The 23,237-nt window shown below is 32.6% G+C and carries 25 protein-coding genes; 24 read left to right on the top strand and 1 reads right to left on the bottom strand.

Features of this window, described 5'->3' with window-relative positions; genetic code table 11:
* Nucleotides 1-28 precede the first annotated feature (28 nt).
* From EPK97_RS18135 to EPK97_RS18045, 19 genes are all read left to right on the top strand, one after another.
* Complete coding sequence (locus EPK97_RS18135) at nucleotides 29-538, top strand: hypothetical protein (RefSeq protein ID WP_162038047.1); 510 nt, start codon at nucleotides 29-31, stop codon at nucleotides 536-538.
* Between the two features lie 12 nt (nucleotides 539-550).
* Nucleotides 551-862: a hypothetical protein gene (locus tag EPK97_RS18130; protein ID WP_162038046.1), complete on the top strand. Its 312-nt coding sequence runs from the start codon at nucleotides 551-553 to the stop codon at nucleotides 860-862.
* 244 nt (nucleotides 863-1,106) lie between these two features.
* Nucleotides 1,107-1,304: a helix-turn-helix domain-containing protein gene (locus tag EPK97_RS18125; RefSeq protein ID WP_162038045.1), complete on the top strand. Its 198-nt coding sequence runs from the start codon at nucleotides 1,107-1,109 to the stop codon at nucleotides 1,302-1,304.
* Between the two features lie 385 nt (nucleotides 1,305-1,689).
* Complete coding sequence (locus EPK97_RS18120) at nucleotides 1,690-2,298, top strand: hypothetical protein (RefSeq protein WP_162038044.1); 609 nt, start codon at nucleotides 1,690-1,692, stop codon at nucleotides 2,296-2,298.
* Between the two features lie 336 nt (nucleotides 2,299-2,634).
* Nucleotides 2,635-3,051: a transcription termination/antitermination NusG family protein gene (locus tag EPK97_RS18115; protein WP_162038043.1), complete on the top strand. Its 417-nt coding sequence runs from the start codon at nucleotides 2,635-2,637 to the stop codon at nucleotides 3,049-3,051.
* 1,029 nt (nucleotides 3,052-4,080) lie between these two features.
* A complete protein-coding gene (locus EPK97_RS18110; protein ID WP_162038042.1) occupies nucleotides 4,081-4,539 on the top strand; it encodes a metal-dependent hydrolase in 459 nt (152 codons plus the stop codon).
* A 16-nt stretch (nucleotides 4,540-4,555) separates the two neighbouring features.
* Nucleotides 4,556-4,963, top strand: coding sequence for a TrbC/VirB2 family protein (locus EPK97_RS18105; RefSeq protein ID WP_162038041.1), 408 nt, complete (start codon nucleotides 4,556-4,558; stop codon nucleotides 4,961-4,963).
* Nucleotides 4,963-5,292 carry a hypothetical protein gene (locus tag EPK97_RS18100; protein WP_162038040.1) on the top strand — a complete coding sequence of 110 codons (330 nt, stop codon included), beginning with the start codon at nucleotides 4,963-4,965 and terminating at the stop codon, nucleotides 5,290-5,292. Before EPK97_RS18105 ends, EPK97_RS18100 begins: the two co-directional genes overlap by 1 nt.
* 4 nt (nucleotides 5,293-5,296) lie before the next feature.
* The gene (locus tag EPK97_RS18095; protein ID WP_162038039.1) at nucleotides 5,297-6,121 is read left to right on the top strand and encodes a hypothetical protein; all 825 of its coding nucleotides are present in this window, start codon (nucleotides 5,297-5,299) and stop codon (nucleotides 6,119-6,121) included.
* 13 nt (nucleotides 6,122-6,134) lie between these two features.
* Nucleotides 6,135-8,132, top strand: a complete 1,998-nt coding sequence (locus EPK97_RS18090) for a VirB4 family type IV secretion system protein (RefSeq protein ID WP_338075733.1) — start codon at nucleotides 6,135-6,137, stop codon at nucleotides 8,130-8,132.
* Between the two features lie 6 nt (nucleotides 8,133-8,138).
* Nucleotides 8,139-10,583: a hypothetical protein gene (locus EPK97_RS18085; protein WP_162038037.1), complete on the top strand. Its 2,445-nt coding sequence runs from the start codon at nucleotides 8,139-8,141 to the stop codon at nucleotides 10,581-10,583.
* Nucleotides 10,580-12,001, top strand: coding sequence for a M23 family metallopeptidase (locus tag EPK97_RS18080; RefSeq protein ID WP_162038036.1), 1,422 nt, complete (start codon nucleotides 10,580-10,582; stop codon nucleotides 11,999-12,001). The genes EPK97_RS18085 and EPK97_RS18080 overlap by 4 nt, the downstream gene beginning before the upstream one ends.
* Nucleotides 12,002-12,097: 96 nt before the next feature.
* Nucleotides 12,098-12,622, top strand: coding sequence for an EAL domain-containing protein (locus EPK97_RS18075; protein WP_162038035.1), 525 nt, complete (start codon nucleotides 12,098-12,100; stop codon nucleotides 12,620-12,622).
* A 429-nt stretch (nucleotides 12,623-13,051) separates the two neighbouring features.
* Nucleotides 13,052-14,128, top strand: coding sequence for a hypothetical protein (locus tag EPK97_RS18070; RefSeq protein WP_162038034.1), 1,077 nt, complete (start codon nucleotides 13,052-13,054; stop codon nucleotides 14,126-14,128).
* 230 nt (nucleotides 14,129-14,358) lie between these two features.
* Nucleotides 14,359-14,787 (top strand): hypothetical protein, encoded by a 429-nt coding sequence (locus EPK97_RS18065; protein WP_162038033.1) that lies wholly within the window; start codon nucleotides 14,359-14,361, stop codon nucleotides 14,785-14,787.
* 18 nt (nucleotides 14,788-14,805) lie between these two features.
* Nucleotides 14,806-16,296 carry a CpaE/TadZ family protein gene (locus tag EPK97_RS18060; protein ID WP_162038032.1) on the top strand — a complete coding sequence of 497 codons (1,491 nt, stop codon included), beginning with the start codon at nucleotides 14,806-14,808 and terminating at the stop codon, nucleotides 16,294-16,296.
* Between the two features lie 17 nt (nucleotides 16,297-16,313).
* On the top strand, nucleotides 16,314-17,375 hold the full coding sequence (locus EPK97_RS18055; RefSeq protein ID WP_162038031.1) for a MinD/ParA family ATP-binding protein: 1,062 nt from the start codon (nucleotides 16,314-16,316) through the stop codon (nucleotides 17,373-17,375).
* Between the two features lie 20 nt (nucleotides 17,376-17,395).
* The gene (locus EPK97_RS18050; protein WP_162038030.1) at nucleotides 17,396-18,151 is read left to right on the top strand and encodes a CpaB family protein; all 756 of its coding nucleotides are present in this window, start codon (nucleotides 17,396-17,398) and stop codon (nucleotides 18,149-18,151) included.
* Nucleotides 18,148-19,428 carry a nucleotide-binding protein gene (locus EPK97_RS18045; RefSeq protein ID WP_162038029.1) on the top strand — a complete coding sequence of 427 codons (1,281 nt, stop codon included), beginning with the start codon at nucleotides 18,148-18,150 and terminating at the stop codon, nucleotides 19,426-19,428. The genes EPK97_RS18050 and EPK97_RS18045 overlap by 4 nt, the downstream gene beginning before the upstream one ends.
* Here the strand turns inward: EPK97_RS18045 and EPK97_RS18040 are convergent.
* Nucleotides 19,425-19,610: a hypothetical protein gene (locus tag EPK97_RS18040; protein ID WP_162038028.1), complete on the bottom strand. Its 186-nt coding sequence runs from the start codon at nucleotides 19,608-19,610 to the stop codon at nucleotides 19,425-19,427. The two genes, EPK97_RS18045 and EPK97_RS18040, sit on opposite strands and share 4 nt — an antisense overlap.
* Nucleotides 19,611-19,752: 142 nt before the next feature.
* Between EPK97_RS18040 and EPK97_RS18035 the strand changes: the two genes are divergently transcribed.
* The 5 genes from EPK97_RS18035 to EPK97_RS18015 all read left to right on the top strand — a co-directional run bounded on the left by EPK97_RS18035 (nucleotide 19,753) and on the right by EPK97_RS18015 (nucleotide 23,235).
* A complete protein-coding gene (locus EPK97_RS18035) occupies nucleotides 19,753-20,256 on the top strand; it encodes a type II secretion system F family protein (protein ID WP_162038027.1) in 504 nt (167 codons plus the stop codon).
* Between the two features lie 16 nt (nucleotides 20,257-20,272).
* Entirely contained in the window at nucleotides 20,273-21,121 is an 849-nt protein-coding gene (locus EPK97_RS18030; protein WP_162038026.1) for a type II secretion system F family protein, read from the top strand.
* Nucleotides 21,122-21,191: 70 nt separating this feature from the next.
* A complete protein-coding gene (locus tag EPK97_RS18025; protein ID WP_162038025.1) occupies nucleotides 21,192-21,395 on the top strand; it encodes a Flp family type IVb pilin in 204 nt (67 codons plus the stop codon).
* Nucleotides 21,396-21,475: 80 nt separating this feature from the next.
* Nucleotides 21,476-22,741, top strand: coding sequence for a TadA family conjugal transfer-associated ATPase (locus EPK97_RS18020; protein ID WP_162038024.1), 1,266 nt, complete (start codon nucleotides 21,476-21,478; stop codon nucleotides 22,739-22,741).
* 134 nt (nucleotides 22,742-22,875) lie between these two features.
* On the top strand, nucleotides 22,876-23,235 hold the full coding sequence (locus tag EPK97_RS18015; protein ID WP_162038023.1) for a hypothetical protein: 360 nt from the start codon (nucleotides 22,876-22,878) through the stop codon (nucleotides 23,233-23,235).
* The last annotated feature ends 2 nt before the right edge of the window (nucleotides 23,236-23,237 follow it).

Below are 23,237 nucleotides of genomic sequence, written 5' to 3'. Positions count from 1 at the left end.
TTTAATTAGATAAGAATAGGTGGTAATTATGTTTGAGATAAAATCATATATTCTCATTCCTGGGAAAAAAATAACTAGCTTAGATTTAGTTAAAAATAATCCTTTTCATTATTTTGATGAGATAACGAATATTGAGAAATACAATGTTGAAGACTTTGATTTTAACTATCTTGATGGTTCGATTAATTTGAAATATTATGATGAAATATTAATGGATTTTGTATTATGGGATTTAGTAGATCAAGTATGGGCTTATTTTCTTAATATTTTTCAAGATGTTGTAAGTACAGGGTATGGAAAATCATATTTTCCAGATATGCCTCTTCTTATTGAAATTAAAACAATATCTGATAAATTAATATTGTTTGAAATTGAGAAGCACACTAAATATGCTTTACCGACTTATGAGTTTATGAAAGAAATGTTGTCAGCAGGAGAGTATTTCTTTAAAATACTTTCTAAATATAATAAACTTGATTATAACCATGAATTTAATCAAATAAGTAATTTGAAAGGTGTTATAGAAAAATTAAAGTAGAGTAGGTCTTTCATGTTTAAAAAAATTAATTTCCATAGTGGAAACATTGTTTATGATGATTTTCAAATTGATCCAGAATTATCATTTGAAAAACAGATGTACAATTTTAAACAAGATATGTTTCAAGTAGATTTCTTAAATAAATATTTAATTGATATAGGATGGTATCCTGATTTCGATAAAAATGGAATGTTTAAAATTGTGATTATTAAAGAGTATAACTGGGAAAAGCCGTTTTATATTGAAAGGTGTAGAACTATTGACGAATTGAAGGAACATTTAGTTAAATGTATAAATATTATAAATAATCAATTAGATATATGAATAATTCATGATACTCCAATAACAAAAAAGAACTACAAATAATGTACTAATCATGGCTTGTAGTTCTTTTTCTATGACAAAGAAAAAAATAGTAATAATAGCCTATAGATTATGTCGAAAATAGTAGAAAAATCATATAAAACATCGTAAAAAAGTCCCGAAAAAAGTATTAAATTGTAAAAATATTTCTTGACGAATTAGTACATTTTGTAATAGAGTGGAAATCAAAGGAAGGAAGTGACTCATGCTAGGTCAACGTATAGCTGATCTTAGACAAATAAATCAAATGTCTCAAGAAGAATTAGGAAAAAAGGTAGGATTACCTCAAGCTTTAATCAGTCGAATAGAACTTGACAATAGAAAGGTATCAGCAACCGAATTAATTAAATTTGCAAAAGCCCTTAATGTATCCATTGAAGATATTTTAATAGATATTGATTGAACCTCTCATCACTGGAAGTGACGAGATTCTTGCGAACACCAGCGTAACCGCCAGTTATCTTAGCAAGCTCTGCGGGTAGTTCCTACCCTGAAAAAAAGATTCTGTACGTTGGACTCTTCTCTCTGACGTACTGCTTGGTTTTCGCTTTTCCGTCAGAGAGGGCGATTAGACGGTTGAAGATTTTACGTTGCAGACCTTTTCCTGCAACAACCTCATATCTTCAGTTTTCAAAGAGCAATCTGTATTATAGCGCTTTTTGTAAGTTATTCATAGAAGAAAGTCGGATGTTCAACGTGCCAAAAGACACGTCACACCCGAAGCCGATTCATCTCATGATTAAAATCACGAGTGTTCTCGGCTAATTCATAAAGAGGGGGAGGGTAGCTTGAGTGAGTTGTTTAATATTGTAATGGAAGCCGAAACTACCAAGAAGCAATTTAGCTCTCGGAAAAGAGAACTCGAAAAAGTGAGAAGATTTGCAAAAGACAAAGATGATGTTGAATTATTGGATAAAACTGAAATGGTTCTAAAAGGACTAAATCGATTCATCAATAATCTTTCTGCTCAAATTGAGCTGGTAAACTTATCACATAGATCTCAAATTATACCTGAAAAGTTTATAAAAGCAGCAAAATTAACAGAATTACAACAACGAGTGATACATAAAAGATCTAGAGAAAAGAAGAAATTTAGAGAAATTGAATTGGAAATTGCAATTGAGTTTAATCAAGGCGAACATCGTATGAATTCTAGAGATTGTCATACAAAAGCATTAAAAAAAATTATAAAGATTGCAAAAGGATATCAAGAAGCAATTAATCTTGGTCTTTTTGAAGAAGATGCACTTATATATGCTGAAATGACAAGAAAAACCAGAATCATTTGGTTAATGTATCTTAGAGGCAGAAAAATGTCAGAGATTGCTTTAGAATTAGGTAACAGTAAAGCATACATTAGTAAAGTATTAAAACCATATAAAAAAAGAGATAAATAGCAGCTTTGTATCAATTTTATCTTTTTCCCACATATAGATTGGTTTATTAAATTATTTTTTAGTAAAAGAATCTATGTGTAACAACTTATCATTAACACATAATTTAAAAGGCCCTTTGTTGATAATATGATCTACCCAATCATAAAATCAACAACTAGTTTACCCGAACTAGAAAATAAGCATAAATCATGGCACAACACAAAAAGAAGTTCCAATACTACAGTCTAATTCCCACCCAAAACTAGACTGTAGAATAATGGATTGCATGATCACCCAATCATGCGGTTCTCGACTATAAACTATAGATAATTAAATATTTAAAAGGAGGATATTGACATGTGGTATGTTTTACACGTGTGGAAAAACGAGGAAAGAACTGTAGCTGAACTCGTAACCCCATATGTTCAAAAAGTCATGAAATTGACTAAGATTGATTGGGTTTATACGGCTAAAGGTGCTAAGAGACAATCAGTCTCAATGATGCCAGGATATATTTTAATTAAAGAAGAGAATATGAGCGTAGATCTATGTTCTTCCATACGTAAACTACCATGTGTTTCTTCTATTCTTTCAGATTCTGAGCATACTCCTATAGGCATTACTGATGAGGTTATCCAAGCATTTGTAAATAAGCTAGAAAATAAAAAAACGCTTGCTTCATTATCAGATCTTATTATTGAAACAGAAGCTCAAAGAGAATCAGAAACTACTCATACTGGAGAACATACTATTCTAAAAAAAGTTGCTAGATAACTTTACAAAATGAATAATTTTGTATATTATATGTGTGTAACAAAAAATGCGACAAATAAATAGGTTCTATAAGTATGTCTATTTTTAAAAAATAAATATGAAACTTAAAACTCTCCCTAGAAATGGAGAGTTTTTTTATGCCCTTTTAACAACTCTTTATTAGTATTGGAATTTCCTTATTTATAAAGGGGGGGAATACATAATATGTCACCACTTCAACAGTTTTTTACAATTTATATGCCATTAACGGTTGGATTTATTGTAATTTTTTGGGCTTTTGCTAGAGGCACAATATTTTAAAAGAATAGGAGATGAAGAAAATAGTCGTGTCAAATAACCTTATACAGGAGGATAGTAACGTAGAACAACTGTCTAATTCACTTAAAGAAATTAGAGATGATTTTAAAAGAATGTCAATTATAACGAAGAAACTAGCTAAACGAAATAATGAATTATGCAAAAAATTAAAAAATTATAGTTCACCCAAACTATAGTCATTGTCCCATATTTACAAGAAGGTAAAAAGCTTCGTTTTAATTAGCGAGGCTTTTTTGTTTCTATATTGAAGGGAAACAAGACTATTTCCACCTGATATAAAAGGAGTTTTGGATAAAAAGATGTTATCTATATTTTCAACCCCAATTATAGATATATCACCCTTCACAATAAGAACTTCGTTACCATGCGAAGTTCTTTTTTTAATTATGAAAGGAGGGTTTGATATTAAAATCTTTAGTTACCCCAACTATAAGATAACTAGAAAAAAACGAAGGGAGGATCACTTGAGATCATAGATCGATAATCTACCCAATTATTAATTTATGATCAATACTAATTGCCAAAAAGACTATAAACTCAGCTTAATAAAAAGGAAAGACTGTCATTGTTCGGATGAAAGCTCATCTGTAGTTCTACCCAAACTATGGATACCATTTAAGAAACTTATTTAAAAACAAAACTATAGTCAACCCAACTATAGGAAATTGCTCGACATATTTAATTAAAGTTAAACATGAGGAGGCGCTTCATATGACCGGACCTACTCATTTGGTAGTTGCGACTACTACTGCTGTTTATGTAGGATATAGCTCAGCCACGGAACTATTAGTGGTTGGAATAGCATCACTAATTTGTGATATAGACAGAAAAAACAGTTTATTAGGTAGACTGATTCCTATACTACCTTCCTTTATCGAAGGTTTATTAGGAAAAAGGACTTTAACACACTCGATCCCGTTTTTATTATTACTAATGGTCATCATTCAATCAATAAATTCAAATTGGTTACCATTATTATTGATTGGGTTTATTACACATGTTATTCTCGATCTTTTTACGGGATCAGTTGCATTACTATATCCATATCCTAAAATGTTTTCTATTCGTTTATTAGTACCACCCGTCTTCATTGAGACAGCTGTTTTGATAGGATTAGGTGTGTTTTATGCTTTTAACTGGTTTGAAATATACTCACGCATTCAAATTTAGAAACGAGGTTATAAACATGAAAAAATTAATTATACTTGTTATATTATTTAGTTCAATATTCGGTGGAACGATTGCATTTGCAGAGGATGGAGACAAAGATGATAAAGCACCTGATAATCCTCCTGAGACCATACTAGATATGATAGACGGGAACAATTTACAAACGCTTGAAAATGAGGTCAATGCAGGAGCAGAAAATGCAATAAGAACCATTCGCAGAATAGGTCTAACTGTTTTTATAATCATATTTATTTTAGCAGCATATGGATTTATGACAGGAGGGAGGAACCCTCAAGCCTTACAAGAGAATAAAGGGAAAATATTGTGGATGTTTGCTGCATTAATTATAGCGTTTGGAGCTGAGCTGATCGTAGGTGCGTTCTTTTCTCTTACTGGATTTGATCCAAATGGAGGTTATGGATAATGTGGGGACAATATCACCCAATTCCTTATCAGAGTAAGTTGAAAGAAAAGTTTCTCGGTCCTTTAAGTTTTGGGGAAACGATTTGGATGGGAATAGGCGCAGTTTTATCATATCAGATGACTAAGTTTATCCCGCCGATAGGTTCAGATATCATATTTTCACGAATTCATTACTTCATTCCTCTAGCATTGACTTGGTATTTAGCATATGGAAAACATCCAACAGGATTTACCATCGGGAAATATCTTATTATGATGATTCTCATACGTTTACGTAATAGAAAATATTTATATCGTAGAGTCAATATCAAAACGGGGGGAGATCATTAATTTTATGTTATTTCAAATGATTGGATTGGTTGTCACAATTGTGTCAGCCATTTTTGTATTTATATATCTGAAAAAAACAGGAGACAAAAAAGAACTAACAACACAAGATGTAATAGGTAGAAGTGTAGAGATCAGTGAAGATGGGATTGCTAAGAGAGGAAATATGTATAGAGCAGTCATTGAGGTTAAACCCATTAATACAATTACTTCTTCGAATCAAGAAAAAGATTCCATTTGGATCAAAAACAGAGGATTTATTAATATGTTGGCCATCCCACATACCTTTATTGTTCAATCGCAATATTTAGATATGAAGGATTATACAAATTGGTACCAGGAACAATCTCGAAATAATGAATATTTAACACCAGAATTACAAGAGTCAGCAAACGACGTAGCAAAGTACTATCAGAAATTCGATGAGAAAAAGAAAAGTAGAGACTTTACTGGATACATTGTCATTCATTTCAATCCAGTTTCAGATAGCATAGATTCAGGAGTTGAAACAGGAAATGCTTTTTTTGATGGTATTTTTGAAAAGTTAAAAGTGAATACAAAAAAAATCAGTGAAGAAGAGAAAGAAGATTTAGCACATCAAGTCATTGATGAAGCAATAACTCATGTTATGGGGGTATGTCAAAGCCTTGGAATGCAATTCCGCAAACTTGATAAAGCAGGGATATACAATATGATCTACACAACGCTCCAAAGAGAGTTGTCATATCAAGTGCGATTAAATGATGCTTTACAATCGCAAAGTTTTACTGCACAAGTTGATTCTATTACATCTCGTCTTCTGGCCTATGAATATACTGAGAAAGGGGCTTAATTCATTGGGATTTGTGAGTAACAAAAACAAGAAACAAAACAAGCCAACACCACTAAAATTCTTTAAAAAACAACCCTCATTTAGCGATGCAAAACCTGAAGGAATTGATTTTGCAGCACCCTCAATGATTAAAGAGACGTTGCCTAAAGAAGTTAGTAATGACGGTGTAAAATTATCAGATTATGCAGTTGAAGTAGGGGGTACTGCAGTACCTGTTAGATATTTCAGATCGTTTTTTGCAGAAATTATGTCTGGAAATACGTGGGCAGGAATGCTTGACTCTTTAGTCTTAGGAGAGTTTGGCGAAGGAGATGTAGATATTGCAGTGCATGTTCGCCCTGCTAGTAACAATAAAGAACTCGATGAAATTGGTAGAAGGATTGCAGGACTCTTATCGGACCGAGCAGAAGAGAAAAATGTTTCAAAACTTGATGCCATGGAAGATGAAATAAAAGATTTAAAATTAAGGCAGCAGCGTATTCGAATGAATATAGAGAGATCATTCAGAGTATCCATTCAAGCCGTAGCTAGCGGTAATGATTGGAGTAATTTGAAAAAGTATTGTAATGCGCTAGTGAATCTTTTTGGTGGTAAATCAATTGTTTTAAGATCTGCCGATGGGTATCAACTTGATGCTCTAAAATCCATATTACCAACAAGCAAAGAAAACCTAGTTCATAAAGAACATTTCTTTAGTCTCGAAACATCTAATGTAGCTGATTTATTTCTTTTTGGACTAGGAGGAATTTCACATCGTACTGGAATTATTATTGGGAAAGATTTGATTGGACGACCTACCTGGTTGGATGGTTGGCATCCTTCACTTATGAATCAACATATGGTGATAATGGGACGCTCAGGAGCTGGAAAAACATATACTATTTTCACAATTATACATAGATCAGTTCATACAGGAATTCATCACTGTATTATTGACTGGAAAGGTGAGTATGGTGATTTCTTAATACTAATGGGATGTCCTTATATTGAGTTCAGCGAAACTTCAACAGATAGAATCAATCCGTATGATGTGGATATAACAGAAGAAAAAAATGGAGATCGGTTTGTGGATATTGAAGACGCTGTGAATAATGTACAAGCTATTGCATTTAAAATGATAACTACCTATGAACGGTCTGATTTAACAGGTGAGGTTAAGGTTTTTATCAATCAAGCCATAAGGGAGCAGTATAAAGAGTTGGGAATAACAAGAGATCCAACAAGTCTCTATAGTTCTGGTGAAATTAATAACCGAGATAAATTTTCAACTGGAAAATTAAAAAGGATGCCGGAACTGAATGGTTTATATAGCAAAATGAAGGAGAGTAATATTGGAGACGTCTTGAAAGCCAGTAAAATCTTAAAAATGTTTACTAAATTGGGGGGAGCACCTTCATATTCAATATTTGATGGACAATCTACAGTGAAATTAAAAAGGTCTCCTTTATTTGGATTTGCTATTAATAAGTTAGATCCAGAAATCATGCGTCCTCTTGGACTTGCCGTTATAACACGATGGACTACTGAAAAATGGGCAAAGAAATATCCAGATCTTAAAAAACGACTCGTAATAGAAGAATGTCAAAACATCTTTAATGATGAAGATATTGGAGAAGTTTGGGCTGAGAGTGCATATCGGGAACATCGATCCACAAACACATCGATTTGCGCTATATCCCAAGGTTTAGAAGTATACACTCGGTCAAAAGCAGGTATTGCTGCAGTTAAAAACTCACCTATTAAATTAATAGGAATTCAAGAACCCATTGACATAGAATCAGTACGAGGAAAGCTAGATTTAAGTGAAGGAGAAGCAGATTTTCTTATTAATGAAGCTGGAAAAGGAGATTTAATTGTTAAACTAGATCACGAATCGACTGCAGTTCATGTTGATACTACAGATTATGAACATATACTCTTTACATCAGATCCAAATGATCCTAAATACTGGGAGAGAAAAGAGTTAGTGAAAAACAAGTTAAAACAGGAAGAATTACAAGGAGTGAGGTGATGAAAAGTGAGAAAACTCATTAGTTCCTTAATTCTTTTTGTTATGTTATTTCAACTAACAATTAGTTCGGTAAGCGCAGTAAATGTTATAGAGGATGGTGAAAGTGAAAGTAATCCATATGATTTAAAAGAAAATTTAAATAATTTAGAGGCTATAACTGAAATTGCATATGCGATAGATAAGTTATTTAACCTAAATGGGGCCAACCATGGGACTGGAGGAGAAGAATCACAGTATAAGAAAATTGCTGAGCCCCTATTTAAATATGGCATTACAGTGGATTTAGAAGGCATACAAAGAATTGATGAAACATTAATCCATTTCCCATATGGTTTAACCGTGAATCCTTTTCGCAGAATTAAAGAAGGACTGGATAAAATTGATGATTTAGAGGACACCATCGATGATTTGGATACTATTACTGAGCTTTTTGAAACAACTTATGAAGATGTCGATGAGGTTGTTAAAGAACTCGAGTTATTTCAGATCTATATTGATCTACCTAGTAACTATGAAGATTTTAATAGAGAAGAACATGTTACTTTAGAAATTAAAGAATTGCTATTTCCAAATGGTGCTGATAATTACGATCCTGATAACCGTTTCTTACTAGATCATGGTATACTCGCTAGCACGGTTCTCTATTATCAAGGAAATGAACCTTCATATGGTGAACGATTTACAGCATCCATTATTATAGATTTTGCAGATTGGGCCTTAAAAACATTAGGAATGAAAGATGTAGTGTTACTTGTGTTCAATAAGAACCCTAGAGAAGATCAAGACGATTCTTTTTTAAAAGGTGACTGGGATCAGGATTCCTATATCATGGGAATATTCCCCGAATCACTTTATAGGGGGATTACTTATTTCTATGGTTTGTTTGAACGTTTCCTACCTATTCCACTTGTACTTATTGTTTGTATATTGGGATTTTCACTTGCATTTACAGGAAAAAATGCCGAAAAAAAATCTCAAGCGAAAGATTATACCAATGCTTTTGTCATAGCGTTACTTTCGCTAAGGTTTGGTGGGTATCTTTGGTACTTTATTTTTGCAATCAACAACTATATTTTAGATATCATATGGTACGGGTTAGAGAGTTATGGTATTAAAATGAATTTCTTTTTGGATATGATATGGGGAAATGGAGCTGCCGGATATGATTCTTTTTCAGGTTATGCTAATGGCTTAGGGGTTGCATTCATTGTTTTTATGGCTGCGATGATGACAGGTCTACTGAACTATCAATATTCTTTAAGAATCATTTTTTTATCTGTACTCATCTTCGTATTTCCTGCCGTGGCTATTTTATCTATACATCCTAAATTCCGTCATTCAATGCAAATATGGTATCAAGAATTCATTGCTAATGTCTTTTTACCGATTGCCCATGCAGTTGCATTAGCTTTATTTTTTATCACACTACAAGCATTTAACAATGGAGGCATAAGTTTTTGGCTCGTTATAGCATATTTCTTTGGACTACCCGTTATAGTTAATTTGTTTAGGAAACTTATGAATTTAGAAAATGGTAATGGTGCAATGGGGAATATGGGTGCGATGATGGGAGTTATGGCTATAGGAAATATGGCCAGAATGTTTAAATCAAACCCTTCGCAAGGTGGATCAACAAAAGGGGATGGGGGTAATGGAAAATCAATATTAGATAATCCATTAACTCAAGGTAACAACACACAAAGTAAACTCCCTGGAACGCAAGGGATTGAAAGAAAAGGTGCTTTAGCATCTATATTTAATTCAGGTAGGAAAGCACTGGGCTCTAATTGGGTCAAAGCACCTGCTACTATGGCCAGTGGTGCTCTTGGTGCAACTGTGTCCACAATGGCTACAGGAAATCCATCTATCGGGATGGTGGCAGGTATTGGAGCTGCAAAAGCTGCAAGCAATGTATTAGGAAAAGTAGGTAATACAATCCAAGGCGGTTTAGATGCGACGGATCAATATCGTAATAGAGATAAGTCTATAACACCTGGAATCAAACAGCATATGGAATCGAGTTATATGAATGGTACTGGTGGTAAGTTAAATAATTCTGCAGTTAAATTAGGTTGGGGAGCTCAAAGATTATTTAATGCAGGTACTGGTGGGCAGAAATTAGATTATGTGAAGAATAATAAGGAGCAACTTAAAGTATCCACTCAAAATATGAATCAATTACAACCCCACTTAAATTTAGCAAAAGAAAAGCTTACAGCATTGCAATCTCAATACGGTCCAGGATCAAAATCCTATAACTCAAATAGAGATCCACAAATTGGAAAATTTGTAAAACCAGAACCTCTAGTGAAAGCTGAGCAAGAGTACCATAAATTAAATGCTGAATACACAGTTAACAAATATGATGCAATGGAATCTCAATATAAATTAACAAATTATCAAAATATGACTAGAGAACTAAGTTCATCCGGCAGGGGGACGAAGACTTGAATCCATATGAAGATAACACAACGAATGAAATTGCAAAGAGTATAGCTAATCGAGGAGGTAAACTTGCCTCACGGTTAGCTTTAAAATTAGGTAAATTTATTACTAAGAAATTATTTAAATTATTACTTGGAATTTTGGCCAAAACAGCCGTTGTGTGGGTTCCTTTGGTAGCTATCCTCCTCATTTGTTACATTTCATTCTTAATGGTATACGCTATTCCTAGACAAGCTGCAGAAGATCTATTTGCTAGTGATAAGGATAAAGTATCAGCTTTTATGGGGTTTTCAAAGGACGAAGAGTACTATGAAGAGAATAGTGATGTTTTTGAAAAATATAAAGAAATTGCTTCAGAGTGGGATAATGGTCTTTCTACAAATCAAAAACAACAAGCAATGGTTCATGAGTTATCATGGGCTATATTAGCATCTGTTGATCGTTTAATACATGATCCTCTAATGATGGAAAATGGAGAAAGTGAGATTAACATTGATCCAGAAAATGTATTTAATGACATAAAACCTGAGTTTGAATTTAAAGATTCAGTGATTTACATCGAAGAAGAAGTATGGAAACAAAAAGAGAAGACAATTAAAGTCGAAGTCAGTTCAGTAGATGAAGATGGAAATGAAGTCACTGAAACTATAGAAAAAACAGTAAAAGAATGGGTGCTAGAGGTTAAAAGCAAGACAGAAGAAATAAAACTCTTAACTAGAGCTGAAACTATTGAAGGCGTATTTATATATGAATATAAAGAGATAGAAGAAATCACTAGAGTACCTAGTTTAAACCCGAATGTTGATACTCAAAAGAAAACGATAAAAAAAGAGATTCTAAATAAAGTTCAGTATCCAACTAAATACTATGAGCCTTTTATTCATTATTTAAATAAGAATGGAATTACACGTGAGTCTGATATTGAATTAGTTTTGGAACTATCTACTGCATATGATCCTAACTATGATTTGAATTTGTCATACCTTAAGAATTTTGATTATAGTAGTTATCCTAGATTAGTAGGTGCAAATGATTGGCTATGGGTAACACCTTCTACAAGGGGTACTTCACCTTATGGTCCAAGAAATGGTGAATTTCATCTAGGTATTGATATAGGTGCTGAAAATCAGGGTGTAGATGGTGAACCTATTTGGGCTATGGAGGATGGGACTGTTACTCGAGCAGAAAGATCAACAGGTGGTTACGGTACTATTGTGTATATTCGACACTATGATGATCAAATTGAAACTAGGTATGCACATTTAGAAACTTTAGGCGTAAGCAAAGGTGATAAAGTCAAAAAAGGAGATTTGGTTGGCACAATGGGGAACACTGGGAACTCTACTGGTACTCATCTACATTTTGAAATACGACAAGATGGGAAAGCATTAGATCCAGCCTACTTCTTTCCTATCGAATTTTAGAAATGAAGAACTAAATTTAAATAGAAAAAGGGGGGAAATCAAATAATTAATTTAATCTCACAAAAAATTATTGAAATAGAAACGGAAAAACCCTTTATGAATGAATTATTATGTCGTCCTGATAATGTGAGCGTTGCTGAATACTTTAATGTTAGTGACACCATTGAACTTTGGCACCGTGAAGAAATAATATTTAAAAAAGCCACTGAATACCAGAGTGAAATCCCCATAAATGTGAATATTACAATATCTTCATTACCTTTTTTCATGAACATGAATTATTCGTGGAATGGTGGATTAGAACTTGTAGAATGGGCTCAAAATTCTGAATATGTACAAGATATTAAAGAATATATACATCAACTAAAAAGGCGTGGGTTCATGGTTTGGATTGATGATTTGGTAGAAGATGAGTGGTGGAGATGGAAGGATATTGATGTCACTGGATTTAAAGTAAAATATCAAGATATTCAAAACAATAAACCATTTCTAAATGAATTAAAAAAATGTAATAAACCGATTATTGTTGAACAAATTGAAAAGTTAAGTGAAAAAGAAACTGTTCAACGTTTTGGGATACCTCTAGCCCAAGGCTTTCTTTTTGACTCTATTTATCAGTGAATTTGCACTTATAAAAGTAGTTAAGATTTTAGTGCAGAATCAAAAATCAACACAATCGATGGAGGTGCAGTTGAGATTTCTGATGGAGTAAAATCAAATAATAGATTTACTGTGATAGATAACAAGGATATTGAAACTTTATCGCGGACTCATCCAGTAATAAGAGAAGAATTTAATCGATTAATTGAAACAATCAATATTGTAAACTCTATAAACAAAAAAAATAACAAATATCTAGTGATCAATACCAATGAAAAATATGCAGATGAAATAGTATCAATTTTGAAGAAAAATGGTCATTTTTGACCATACAAATTAAAAAAAATGCCAAAAGACCTGAAAAATAATGTATATAGGAGTGTTCCTTCATAATTTATATTGTTTTATGATGAGGAAGGTATTTTATTTAAAAAGGGGATGTAAGACAATATGAAGAAAAAATTTTTTCCAACAATGGCAGTTGTATTACTAATACTTACAATCATTGTAAGTGGATGTGGACAGAAACCAGGACCTAAAGAATTGTTGAATGGTGCATACGATAAATCATTTGAAATGGAATCCTATTCATTTGATGGAAACTTAAATTTTAGTTTGAACGTACCAACAGAAGTGATTGAATCTGAACTAGAGACGGCTATGATTGCAGGTATGCTCCAAAATATTAATATGAATATTTCTGGAGTGTATCAACATAACCCAGTGAAAATTGAAATGATCTTAGATTTAGAAATACCTGGAGACATGAGTTTTAATGTGAATCTACCTGTGGTTATTGAAGAAGAAAGAACTTTGGTTAAAGTACCCAATATTCCTTTTATACCTTTACCTGAAGAAGTAAAAGGTAAATTCATGGAATTTAATTATAATGAGTTAGCAGAAATGTCTGACGAGGAAGAATTCAATTTCGAAGTTCTGCAGAAACAAAATGAGCTTATAAAGGAAATGTCTAGAATTATATTTAATCATTATGATGAGGAAGAATATTTCACATTACTGGAAGAATCTCAGTTTCCAGATGGAGCAGATGTAACTGAAGTTGTTGAAATTAAAATCACCGATGAAAATTTTGAGAAAGTGGTTTTAACTTTTGTTGATAATGTTTTTCCTGAACTAGTAGATTTACTATCTAGTCCCAAATGGGCTGAATATAAACATATGGAGCCAGGAGAGCCAGAAAAACTTAAAGAGGATTTGGTAAATAAAAGAAGTGACATCGTTTCATTTTTACAAGATGATAGGAATACTTTTAAAGTAAATGATCTTACAATTCAAAATGGTATTAACAAGGACAACTATATTTCCTATCAATCTGTACAACTTGATGCAGATGCTATTATCGAGGGGCTTGTTGGTAATTTTTTAATTGATCTTTCTTTATCAACGAATCATATTAATGAAGATCCGAACTTCACAGTCGAAGTTCCCATTGAGAATATAATCAATGTTATAGAGTATGAGGAAATTATAAATTCAACATATGGAGATTTTGAATTTGAAGATTAAAATAAGAAAAATTATTTACAGGAAATAATTTGTATGATATTATTGTTTTACATTTAGAAGAACTTGTAACCAAAAAAGTGACATTTTCTAAATGTTATCGCTCTGTATTTTTTTATATTTATAAGTATAAAAACCAAGTCCCTTTAAGGGGCTTTTTTTTATGCCTTTTTATAGGTTCATAAAAAATAGAAATCCATATATAAGAGGAACAATTTATAGGAGGTCTTGTTATGAGAAAAATATTATCTATCGTTTTTATCTTTGTAACTCTCTTTATATTACCTATGACAATATATGCTGAGGGAGAATTAAAAACTGACAACAAAGAGATTGAAGTACCAGATCCTAAAACGATTGAAAGTCCACCCTCTATTGTAGATACTATAGAGCCAATAGAGTTAGAAAGAGTAACAGCTGCTGTTGAGAAAAAAGGTCAAGAACTTTACAACTTATTACAGGCAGGAAGTATACCATACATAGTTGGGGGATTAGCAGTATCAGTTGGTCTCCTATTTCTAGGTATATTTTTTAAAAAATTAAGAACTTTAGGAATCATATCAATAGTTATTACTGCAACTGGTTATATTCTTATTAACTTCTTCCCTGAGATAATAAACTTTTTGCTAGGTCAATTTCAAGCATTTAAGAATTCAATTTAAAGTGAAAGGTGGATCGTAATGAGGATACACTTAGTTTATGACAGCGAATATGAAGGGCTTAAAGATGCTCTTGAGGTAGATGGATACGAAATTGTTGAACGTGATTATACACTAGAACAATTTAAGGATTTTTCAATGAATGGTAACACGAATACAGATGTCGCACTAATAAACGGTTATAATGGGTCACTCGATAAACAAGGAATTTATGATACATTAAAACAAACCCGAGTTAATCTACCAAGACTACGTTTGATTGTTCAATTTCCAGAAAGTTTTAGTGAAGATCGCAAATGGGTATTGGATATTATTGGGCTCGGAATTTATGATATTCATTTTATTGATGAGTTTGATCTTCATGATGTAGAAAATTGGTTACACAATGAAATGACTATTGCAAGTCATAGTGGAAATACATCAGAAGAAAACACAATGAATCAAAGTCCTATACAACGTCCTATTAAAAAGCAAGAGAAAAAGGATTTAAACGATAAGAAGTCTTATGTAGAATCGGATTTAACAATAGAACAGCAACCTATCATTACACAATCTCAAACAATAGAGCATTTATCTGTTGACAACGATATAAACCCAGTAGTCACCAAAGAGACTAGATGGAAAGACTTTTTTAATATATTCAAAATAAAAAAAATCAAACTAAAAAGCAGGTCAAAAGTACATTCAAAAATAAAAAAGAGTAATAAAGATGTAAATAATAAACCAGAGAAAGAGCAATTGGTTCAAAGATCACTTGATGTTATTTTTGAATTAACACCCGTACCTAATCCCAATATCAAAATAACTGGGAGTCAAACCGTATCAGAAGAAATACCACAAAACACACAAGATATTAAAAAGAACAAGAGAGAACCTCAAAATGCAGGTAAAGTCATCGGATTCTTCTCCGGTACAAAAGGTTCAGTAGGTAAAACAACGATATCTAGTAATACAGCTGCATTCCTTCAGTATCAAGGGTTTAAAGTGGCATTAGTCGATGCAGACGAGCATTCTAGAGGCGCTACAATGATGTCATTCCAAGATGATGTTTCATTACCTAAAAAATCAGCTATTTTAGGTGGTGTTACTATCTATTCTTTATCATCTATACAGTTAGAAGACATACAATCAAAATATGATTTTATTATTATAGATTTTGGAAACTTAATATCTTTTTCTACTATGAGCGTATTACGTCAGTGTAATACGTTATTTTTAATTGCAATTCCTGAATCTCTTTCTGTATCCATCATTAGAAGGTTCCTAGATAAAGAAGGAAAAGAACTAATTAATCGTATTCATTTAATTATTAATAGATATGAAGCTGGCAGAGGAACGCTTGAACCTTGGGATGTTGCGAAGAGAATGGGAATTGAATGCTCTTTTATCATCCCAGATGATATACAAAATATTGAATTAGCATCGAGTAAGAAAACAGCAGCAATTTTTGTAAAAAAGAATCAACTCAAAGAGCCAATCGACAAAGGGTTTAAAAAATTAAATATTATCTAAAAGAGAGGTTGTTGTGGATGAAATTATTTATACAGTCAGATGAAATGGTGAAGAGGATGTTCGATTCAAGATATGAGATGATCGACACCTTACATGATACAGAAGTAAAAATTATAGTTGTTGTGCGTTCAAATGAACAAGATCCTCTAACTATAAACTATCTGATAAGAGAGACAGAAGGGATGATTCCATTTGTCGTTTTGACAGGTGAAGAAGATGAAATAGGTTCCAGATATTTAGAAGTTTCAAAATTAGCAGGTGTCCCCGAAGAGTATATTTTAACAGGAACTGAATGGAGAATGTCCAAGATTAAAGAAGTTATAGAAAAACTCATAAAAGAACCTGCTTTACCAGATCCAAAAGTGTTCATGGATTATGAACAACCAATAACTCAAATTACAAGTGAAGTACATCAAGAGATTGCTATAACAAGTGAACAAAACGAAATTCAAAAATCAGAATTAAATGTTGTTTCTGATAATCAAATCATATCCGTATTAGGATTTAATGGAGGGGTTGGATTATCTACTGTATCAGCTTCTTTATCTGCTTTTTATAATGCTCGTGGATTAATTAGTAGATTAATAGATATGTCCATGAGTGGTGAAGTATCTCTTCATTTTAATGCAGATAAAACCGAAGGTATTCACTCTACTGAATATGGTGATATTGCTCTAACTAAACAAAATACAGGAGTCTTAAATGAAGCTTTAAATACACCTGCTAATGTTATTGTTGTAGACCTACCAAATCAAAATCCATACTTTAAACAATTTATTGAATTGTCAGCAAAAATTATAGTGGTGTTAAATCCTTCAGAATCAGACTATATGAAATTTAAAGAGAACATTGATCAATTGGATATGTCCAAAGTTGTGATTGTAATGAATAAAGCAGATGCATCTAAACCATTAAGACATTCATTTATCACATTAGTAGAACAAGATTTTAATCCTATCATTGTTATTGAAGACTCGGACGAAGTTGCATCCTCATATGCAGAGAGAAAACCTGCTCATTATAGATATCCTTTTGATGTAAGTATCGCTGAATTAGCATCTCAACTTGGAATCGATTGAAAGAAAGGAGGCAATTAATTTTGAAAAAACGAGTGACTCTAATCATTTTCGGATTAGTATTAGGTTTACTGGCTTTTGGAGCAAGCTATGTATCTATCTTTCAACAAAATGAAACAGTGGAAACATATGTTTTTAAGGAAAATGTAAATACAAGCAATGCTCTTGGTCCGGATATGTTTGAGAAAAAAGAATTACCCAAAGCAGTTGTGCCATCTGATTTAATAACAGATCCAAAGGTCGTTGAAGGAAAAATACTAAAAGGTTTTACTTTAAGAGGATCAGTCCTTCGATTAGGAATGCTAGTAGAAGCATCAGAAACTAAAATGTCTGGAAAGCTGTTGAAATTTGAAGATGCGAATACAAGAGCTATAGCAATACCTCTTTCCACTAACAATACAGTCGGCGGAACTGTTCAAACAGGAGATAAAATCGATTTGTATATCATAGACAACAACATTAAGACAGGAATTAGATTTGCAGAACGAGTTGAAGTATTAGAAGGTACACCGAAAGATGATGATAAAGGTCTAGAAAATAAATCAATAAAAGTTGCATTATCCACTGATTTAGTAGAAGAATATGTTGATTATATGGCAGGTGGGGCTGATACTTTTGTAAGTTTAATTCCACTGGGATATGAATCAGATGAAGAGGCATTTGACTCTTTCTTCGATTCTTTTTTTAGTGAAACAGAGGAAATAGAAATATTCGATACCACTGATGTAATTGAGACAACAATAATTGAAGATACTGAAAATGAAGGTGATGAGCAGTGAACATATTATTATGTGGGGAGTCAGTATTTGTAGAAGAGCAAACGTTTCATATTACTGAAAAAAATCACAACGTAGTAGCTATAGCAACTTCCGTAGCTCAATCAGCAGATTTTCTCAAAACAACAGGTTATGACGCGGTATTAATAGGTTTTAACGAAGAAGATTCTTACGCCCTTCTACAAGATTTTAAACCAGGAATCAATATTAGAGTGTGGGTATCCATTATAGATTTCAATTTAAATATATGGAAAAAGTTCGCTACATTAGGTGCAATTGCAATTTGTAGAGGAACAGAAACCGAGAGCATTAGTAAATATAAACCAATTCAAATCAATGCTGTGAATTCAAATGTTACTTTAGATCCAGATATGCAAGAAATCAAAAAAACAGATAATAAAGTAAGAAAAGAAAGACTTGAAACGAAAACAGCGAAAGTAGGAGTTTTAAAAAACAGGATTTTCTCAGTTTACTCTCCAAAAGGGGGGGCAGGAAAAACAACCGTTACAACTTACTTATCAAACATCATAGGAAAACAATCCGGACTAAGGGTTTGCATCATTGATTTAGATCACACAAGAGAAGGCAGCGACATAGCTAGAAAATTTGGTTATTTCCTAGTAAATGATAGTCCACCAAATAACGTCATTACGAATTGGGAAACATTTCAGGATCGGGATTATCGTTCTTGGGATAAAGTATCTCAATACGTGACTGAAACATCTTTAAAGAATTTGTACTTTTTATCTTCACCTTGGAACGTTGAAGATGAAAAATATATGACAGGACAGTTAATAGAAAAAGTTACCCATATTTTAAAGCAACATTTTGATATTATCATATTTGATATGTCTGATGATTTGAGAGAGAACAACACAAAAGCCTTAGAACTTAGTGACAATATATTATTCGTAACGGGTGCTGATCTTGATCAGATTGATATCTCGTCTGGATTCACTCAAAGAACTGTTCGAAAACTAAATCTGCCAATTGAAAAATTTCGATTAGTTTTTAATAAAATTCCTAACAAAATGCCTTACAGCTTAGAGGAATCAGCACAAAAAATAGGTTTACCACTATTTGCTAGTATTCCATACGATCCTGAAGTAGAAAAGTACAGAACAACCAAATTAGGGATCAATGAAGACTTATCAAAAACACCATTCGGATTCGCTATATATAGACTAGCTCAAGAAATTTTACCTGAAGGAGCAATCACAAAAAGACATACCAAACTTCCTTGGTTTAGACGAATCTTTAAAGGAAAAGGAGTGGTTTAAATCATCATTGCAATTCCAATACTATTTTTTCTTTCTGTCTTTTTAATCACAATTAGTTTTATTCCTGGTTCAAAATTTAAAGCTTTTGATAAAACAGAAGAAAAAAAGAAGTTCACATTTGAAGATATTCCACCTTGGACTCTAGATTTATTTGGAGCTGTTTTTGTTTTTCTAATCTTCAACTTAGTACTTTCATTTATAGTTGGAATTATTGCTGCTCCATTTGGTGTTTTACTAGCCAGAAAAGTCCCTGTACTCGTTCATAAATGGAAGTTTTACTTTTTAAGAAAAAAAGTATTAGAAGAATTAGAAGGAGCGTGCATGGTGATTTCTTCCACTGTTCGTGGAGGACTTACTTTATTAGATGCTTACAAATCAACAATAAATTATGTTAGTTCTCCTTTAAAAGAAGAATTTGAAACCATTGTGAATCAAGTACAATATGGTGGAAAGACATTAAGCCAAGCATTAAAAGCATTCTCACAAAAGTATGAATCACCTGAAATTGAAATGCTCTATCATGCAACATATTTAGCAACAACTGTTGGAGGTAAAGAAGTTCCGACGGTTATGAAATCATTGTCTAATAGCATCAGAGAAAGAAAACAAATTGATAAAAAGATCAAAGCAAAAACAACTTATCAAAGAATCAGTGCTGTTACAATTAGCATCATACCTATTATGATATTGTTTACATTTAAATTTATGGCACCTGAGCTGTATCAATCTTTGCTACATGAAGCAAGGATATTTTTTGTGATTGGAATACTATTAACTGCTTTTGCATGGTATTTTATCTTTAAAATAATGAATTTTGACGATATTTAATTTAAAGGAGAAACTTATGATTTATTCAATCATGATAGGTGCATCCGTATTTCTAATCATTGCTGCTCTTATCCCTGAAGCTATTTTGGACAAAAGTTTTTCAATTCCAAACAACGAGAAAAAAAATACGCTTAAGCAAGAGATAATCCATACAATAGGAGATATTGGTGCTAAATTTTATGAACATGTTTTATCAAACAATAGTTTATTTAAGAAAAGACATGATAAAATTGAAAATTTGCTTGAAAAAAATTGGTATCCAAAAGATAAGGCAAAACATGTGATTGGGACTCAATGGCTATTAGTTTTTTGTAGTTTATTTATAGGGATCATTTTATTCCAACCTTTGATTATACTGCTTAGTTTTATTTTGATTTTCGTTGTACAATCACAACTTGAAAGTAAATGGAAAAAGAGAAAGGCTTTGATGGCCAGACAAGTGCTTTCACTTGCTGAACTCACTGCAGTTGGAGTTTCGGCAGGGCTTCCCCCTATCGAGGCACTTCAAAAAGCAATAGATGGCCGCGATAATTTTCTGTTTGATGAAATACAAGACGCCATAAATAAAGTTCGTCTTGGTGTTCCAGCAAATAAAGCCTTCATGGCATGTTCGAAAAAAGTAGATCTGCAAGAAATGTTTGCATTTATGGATCAACTTATACAAGCTATAGAAACAGGTTCTAGTGGGTTTTCAGAATCAGTAGTAGAAATTGTAAAACATCTAAGAGAATTACGACAAGCAAAAATTGAAGAAATTGCAGGGAAAACGGAAGCAAAATTGCTCGTACCGTTGATGATGATATTTGGTTCTATCGTTTCATTTTTGCTCGGTCCACTTACAATAACATTTAGAGATATTTTCTAACACAAGTCGTTCTTTCTAGTAAAGAACGACTTTTTCTATTTATGAAAAGAAAAATAGGAGGTTTTTACTAATGAAAGATGTTTCAATTAAAACTTATGTAAAAGTAAAACATATTTTTGGGGGGAAGAGAGGAGATTTTGTTCAACAAGGACTTCTTTGGACACTAATCGCTATAGCAGGAATCGCTGCCCTAACTCTAATGGGAGATGCTATCAATACAAAATTTGGAGAATTAAAGGATACGTTCTTAAATACTACAGTAGATGACGGTTAGTACACACAATGTTATGTTAAAAAAGTTGTCATCAATATTGGCAACTTTTTTAACCCCTTTTGGATTTGGAGGAGAAAAAAATGAATAATACATCGGTCTTTAAAAACACTCAACAAACAGATATGAAACACAACCACAACAAGGAATCATTAATCATTGCAACTAGAGAATACTTATCCAATGAAATACGACAAAAGAAGTTAGATTTTTCTCAAGAAGAAAATGTTTTACGTAGGTTGCAAGATTTTCTCCAAAATAAGGGGTGTAATTACCAAGAATCATCTGATATTATCGATGAGATCATCGTTGACATTAGAGGATACGGTGTCATTGATTCTTTAACAAAAGACCCAGCTGTATCGGATATTATTATTCATAAACATGATGATATTACCTATGAAAAAGGGGGAGAAAAATTTAATTTTGAAGGCAAATTTAGAGATCAAAATCAATTAATGATGTTTATTGAAAAACTAGCATTGTTATCTCGTTCTCGTGTAGATATATCAAACCCTTTAGCTACATTCACATTACCAGAAGGATGGCGAACAGCAGTATCTATTCCTCCTGTTTCACTACATCCTAGTGTCGCAATCAGAAAGTTTGCAAGCGTACCTACTGTACAAGATTTAATCAATAATGGATATTTTTCTAAACAAGCAGGAGAATTTTTTAAAGCCCTAATTGAAAGCAAACGAAATATTCTTTTTATCGGTGGTATGGGTACAGGGAAAACAACCATGATCGCCATTGCAAGTAGTATGTTTAAGAATGATGAGCATCCTTTGTTAATAGAAGAAGTAATGGAGTGTCCAATAGATGTACCTCATTTAAGAAGACTTGTAGCCAGACCTCCTTCTGTTGAGGGCACAGGAGCCATTCCATTAGGATTATTATTAAAACAAGGACTTATGATGAAGCCAACTCGCGTTATCGTGTCTGAGGTGCGCGATGGTGCCATTTTCTATATGCTTCAAGCCATGCTAGTAGGTCATGAAGGATCTATGTCTACCATTCATGCTAGTTCGGCACAGGAAGCATTACACAAAAGAATACCTTCAATGTTATCCATGAGTCAGGAAGCTTCTTTATTGTCTCAAGAAGAGAAAATAGGGTATGCTGCATCTGCATTACACTTTATTGTGCATTTAGAGCAAGATCCAAAGACAGGAAGGCGATACTGTAAATCTATTAGTGAAATTGTAGAAGATCCAAAGCCAAAAGCAATCGACGTATTTGTACAAGAGGGAGATACGATGAAAGCAACAGGGCACATTCCATATCGTGCCATTGAAGGAGCAGCACATTATAACTATGAGTATGATTTAAACTGGTTTCAAACATAACCTCAAGTGGAGGAGGCAAGTCGTGTTAGAGATTTTAGGGATGTTCCTACAATTTGTTGGGATCTCTGCACTTATTTTTTTTATAGCTTTTTATATTATATTCTTGATATTTTAAGCGAATGAGGAGCTAATACATGAAAAAATACTACTTTATTATAGTATCGATTTTAATTTTAGTAGGATTGTGGTATTCAATGACAAAATATAAATATGAAGAATCGTCAAAGGAAATAAGCATTGAACAAGTCATTGGGAAAACATCATCACCAGAAGAAATGATTGAACATACCTACTCTGGAAATGTAGTAGAGATATCTGATAAAAAAATCGTCATTACAAATGGTGATCAAGAAGAATCTTATCGAATTACAAGTAACACTAAAGTTCAAAATGGTGTGGCTTATACTAGTTTAGATTTAATTAAACCTGGCATTACAGCAAATGTTTTGAGTTATAATGGAGTGGCTAAGATCATTCATGTTAAAATTGAATAATC

The sequence above is a fragment of the Chengkuizengella sediminis genome, assembly GCF_010078385.1.
Taxonomy (GTDB): domain Bacteria; phylum Bacillota; class Bacilli; order Paenibacillales; family KCTC-33759; genus Chengkuizengella; species Chengkuizengella sediminis.
Note: the sequence above shows the minus strand (reverse complement) of the source record. Positions and strands in the feature narration are given on the sequence as shown.

What these genes read in the sequence shown, in the direction of transcription:
- EPK97_RS18060 (WP_162038032.1), top strand. Translation starts at nt 14,806, where the DNA reads ATGAGGATACACTTAGTTTATGACAGCGAATATGAAGGGCTTAAAGAT.
- EPK97_RS18020 (WP_162038024.1), top strand. Translation starts at nt 21,476, where the DNA reads ATGAATAATACATCGGTCTTTAAAAACACTCAACAAACAGATATGAAA.
- EPK97_RS18115 (WP_162038043.1), top strand. Translation starts at nt 2,635, where the DNA reads ATGTGGTATGTTTTACACGTGTGGAAAAACGAGGAAAGAACTGTAGCT.
- EPK97_RS18025 (WP_162038025.1), top strand. Translation starts at nt 21,192, where the DNA reads ATGAAAGATGTTTCAATTAAAACTTATGTAAAAGTAAAACATATTTTT.
- EPK97_RS18015 (WP_162038023.1), top strand. Translation starts at nt 22,876, where the DNA reads ATGAAAAAATACTACTTTATTATAGTATCGATTTTAATTTTAGTAGGA.
- EPK97_RS18075 (WP_162038035.1), top strand. Translation starts at nt 12,098, where the DNA reads ATGAATGAATTATTATGTCGTCCTGATAATGTGAGCGTTGCTGAATAC.
- EPK97_RS18100 (WP_162038040.1), top strand. Translation starts at nt 4,963, where the DNA reads ATGTGGGGACAATATCACCCAATTCCTTATCAGAGTAAGTTGAAAGAA.
- EPK97_RS18055 (WP_162038031.1), top strand. Translation starts at nt 16,314, where the DNA reads ATGAAATTATTTATACAGTCAGATGAAATGGTGAAGAGGATGTTCGAT.
- EPK97_RS18110 (WP_162038042.1), top strand. Translation starts at nt 4,081, where the DNA reads ATGACCGGACCTACTCATTTGGTAGTTGCGACTACTACTGCTGTTTAT.
- EPK97_RS18135 (WP_162038047.1), top strand. Translation starts at nt 29, where the DNA reads ATGTTTGAGATAAAATCATATATTCTCATTCCTGGGAAAAAAATAACT.
- EPK97_RS18070 (WP_162038034.1), top strand. Translation starts at nt 13,052, where the DNA reads ATGAAGAAAAAATTTTTTCCAACAATGGCAGTTGTATTACTAATACTT.
- EPK97_RS18065 (WP_162038033.1), top strand. Translation starts at nt 14,359, where the DNA reads ATGAGAAAAATATTATCTATCGTTTTTATCTTTGTAACTCTCTTTATA.
- EPK97_RS18130 (WP_162038046.1), top strand. Translation starts at nt 551, where the DNA reads ATGTTTAAAAAAATTAATTTCCATAGTGGAAACATTGTTTATGATGAT.
- EPK97_RS18095 (WP_162038039.1), top strand. Translation starts at nt 5,297, where the DNA reads ATGTTATTTCAAATGATTGGATTGGTTGTCACAATTGTGTCAGCCATT.
- EPK97_RS18125 (WP_162038045.1), top strand. Translation starts at nt 1,107, where the DNA reads ATGCTAGGTCAACGTATAGCTGATCTTAGACAAATAAATCAAATGTCT.
- EPK97_RS18030 (WP_162038026.1), top strand. Translation starts at nt 20,273, where the DNA reads ATGATTTATTCAATCATGATAGGTGCATCCGTATTTCTAATCATTGCT.
- EPK97_RS18105 (WP_162038041.1), top strand. Translation starts at nt 4,556, where the DNA reads ATGAAAAAATTAATTATACTTGTTATATTATTTAGTTCAATATTCGGT.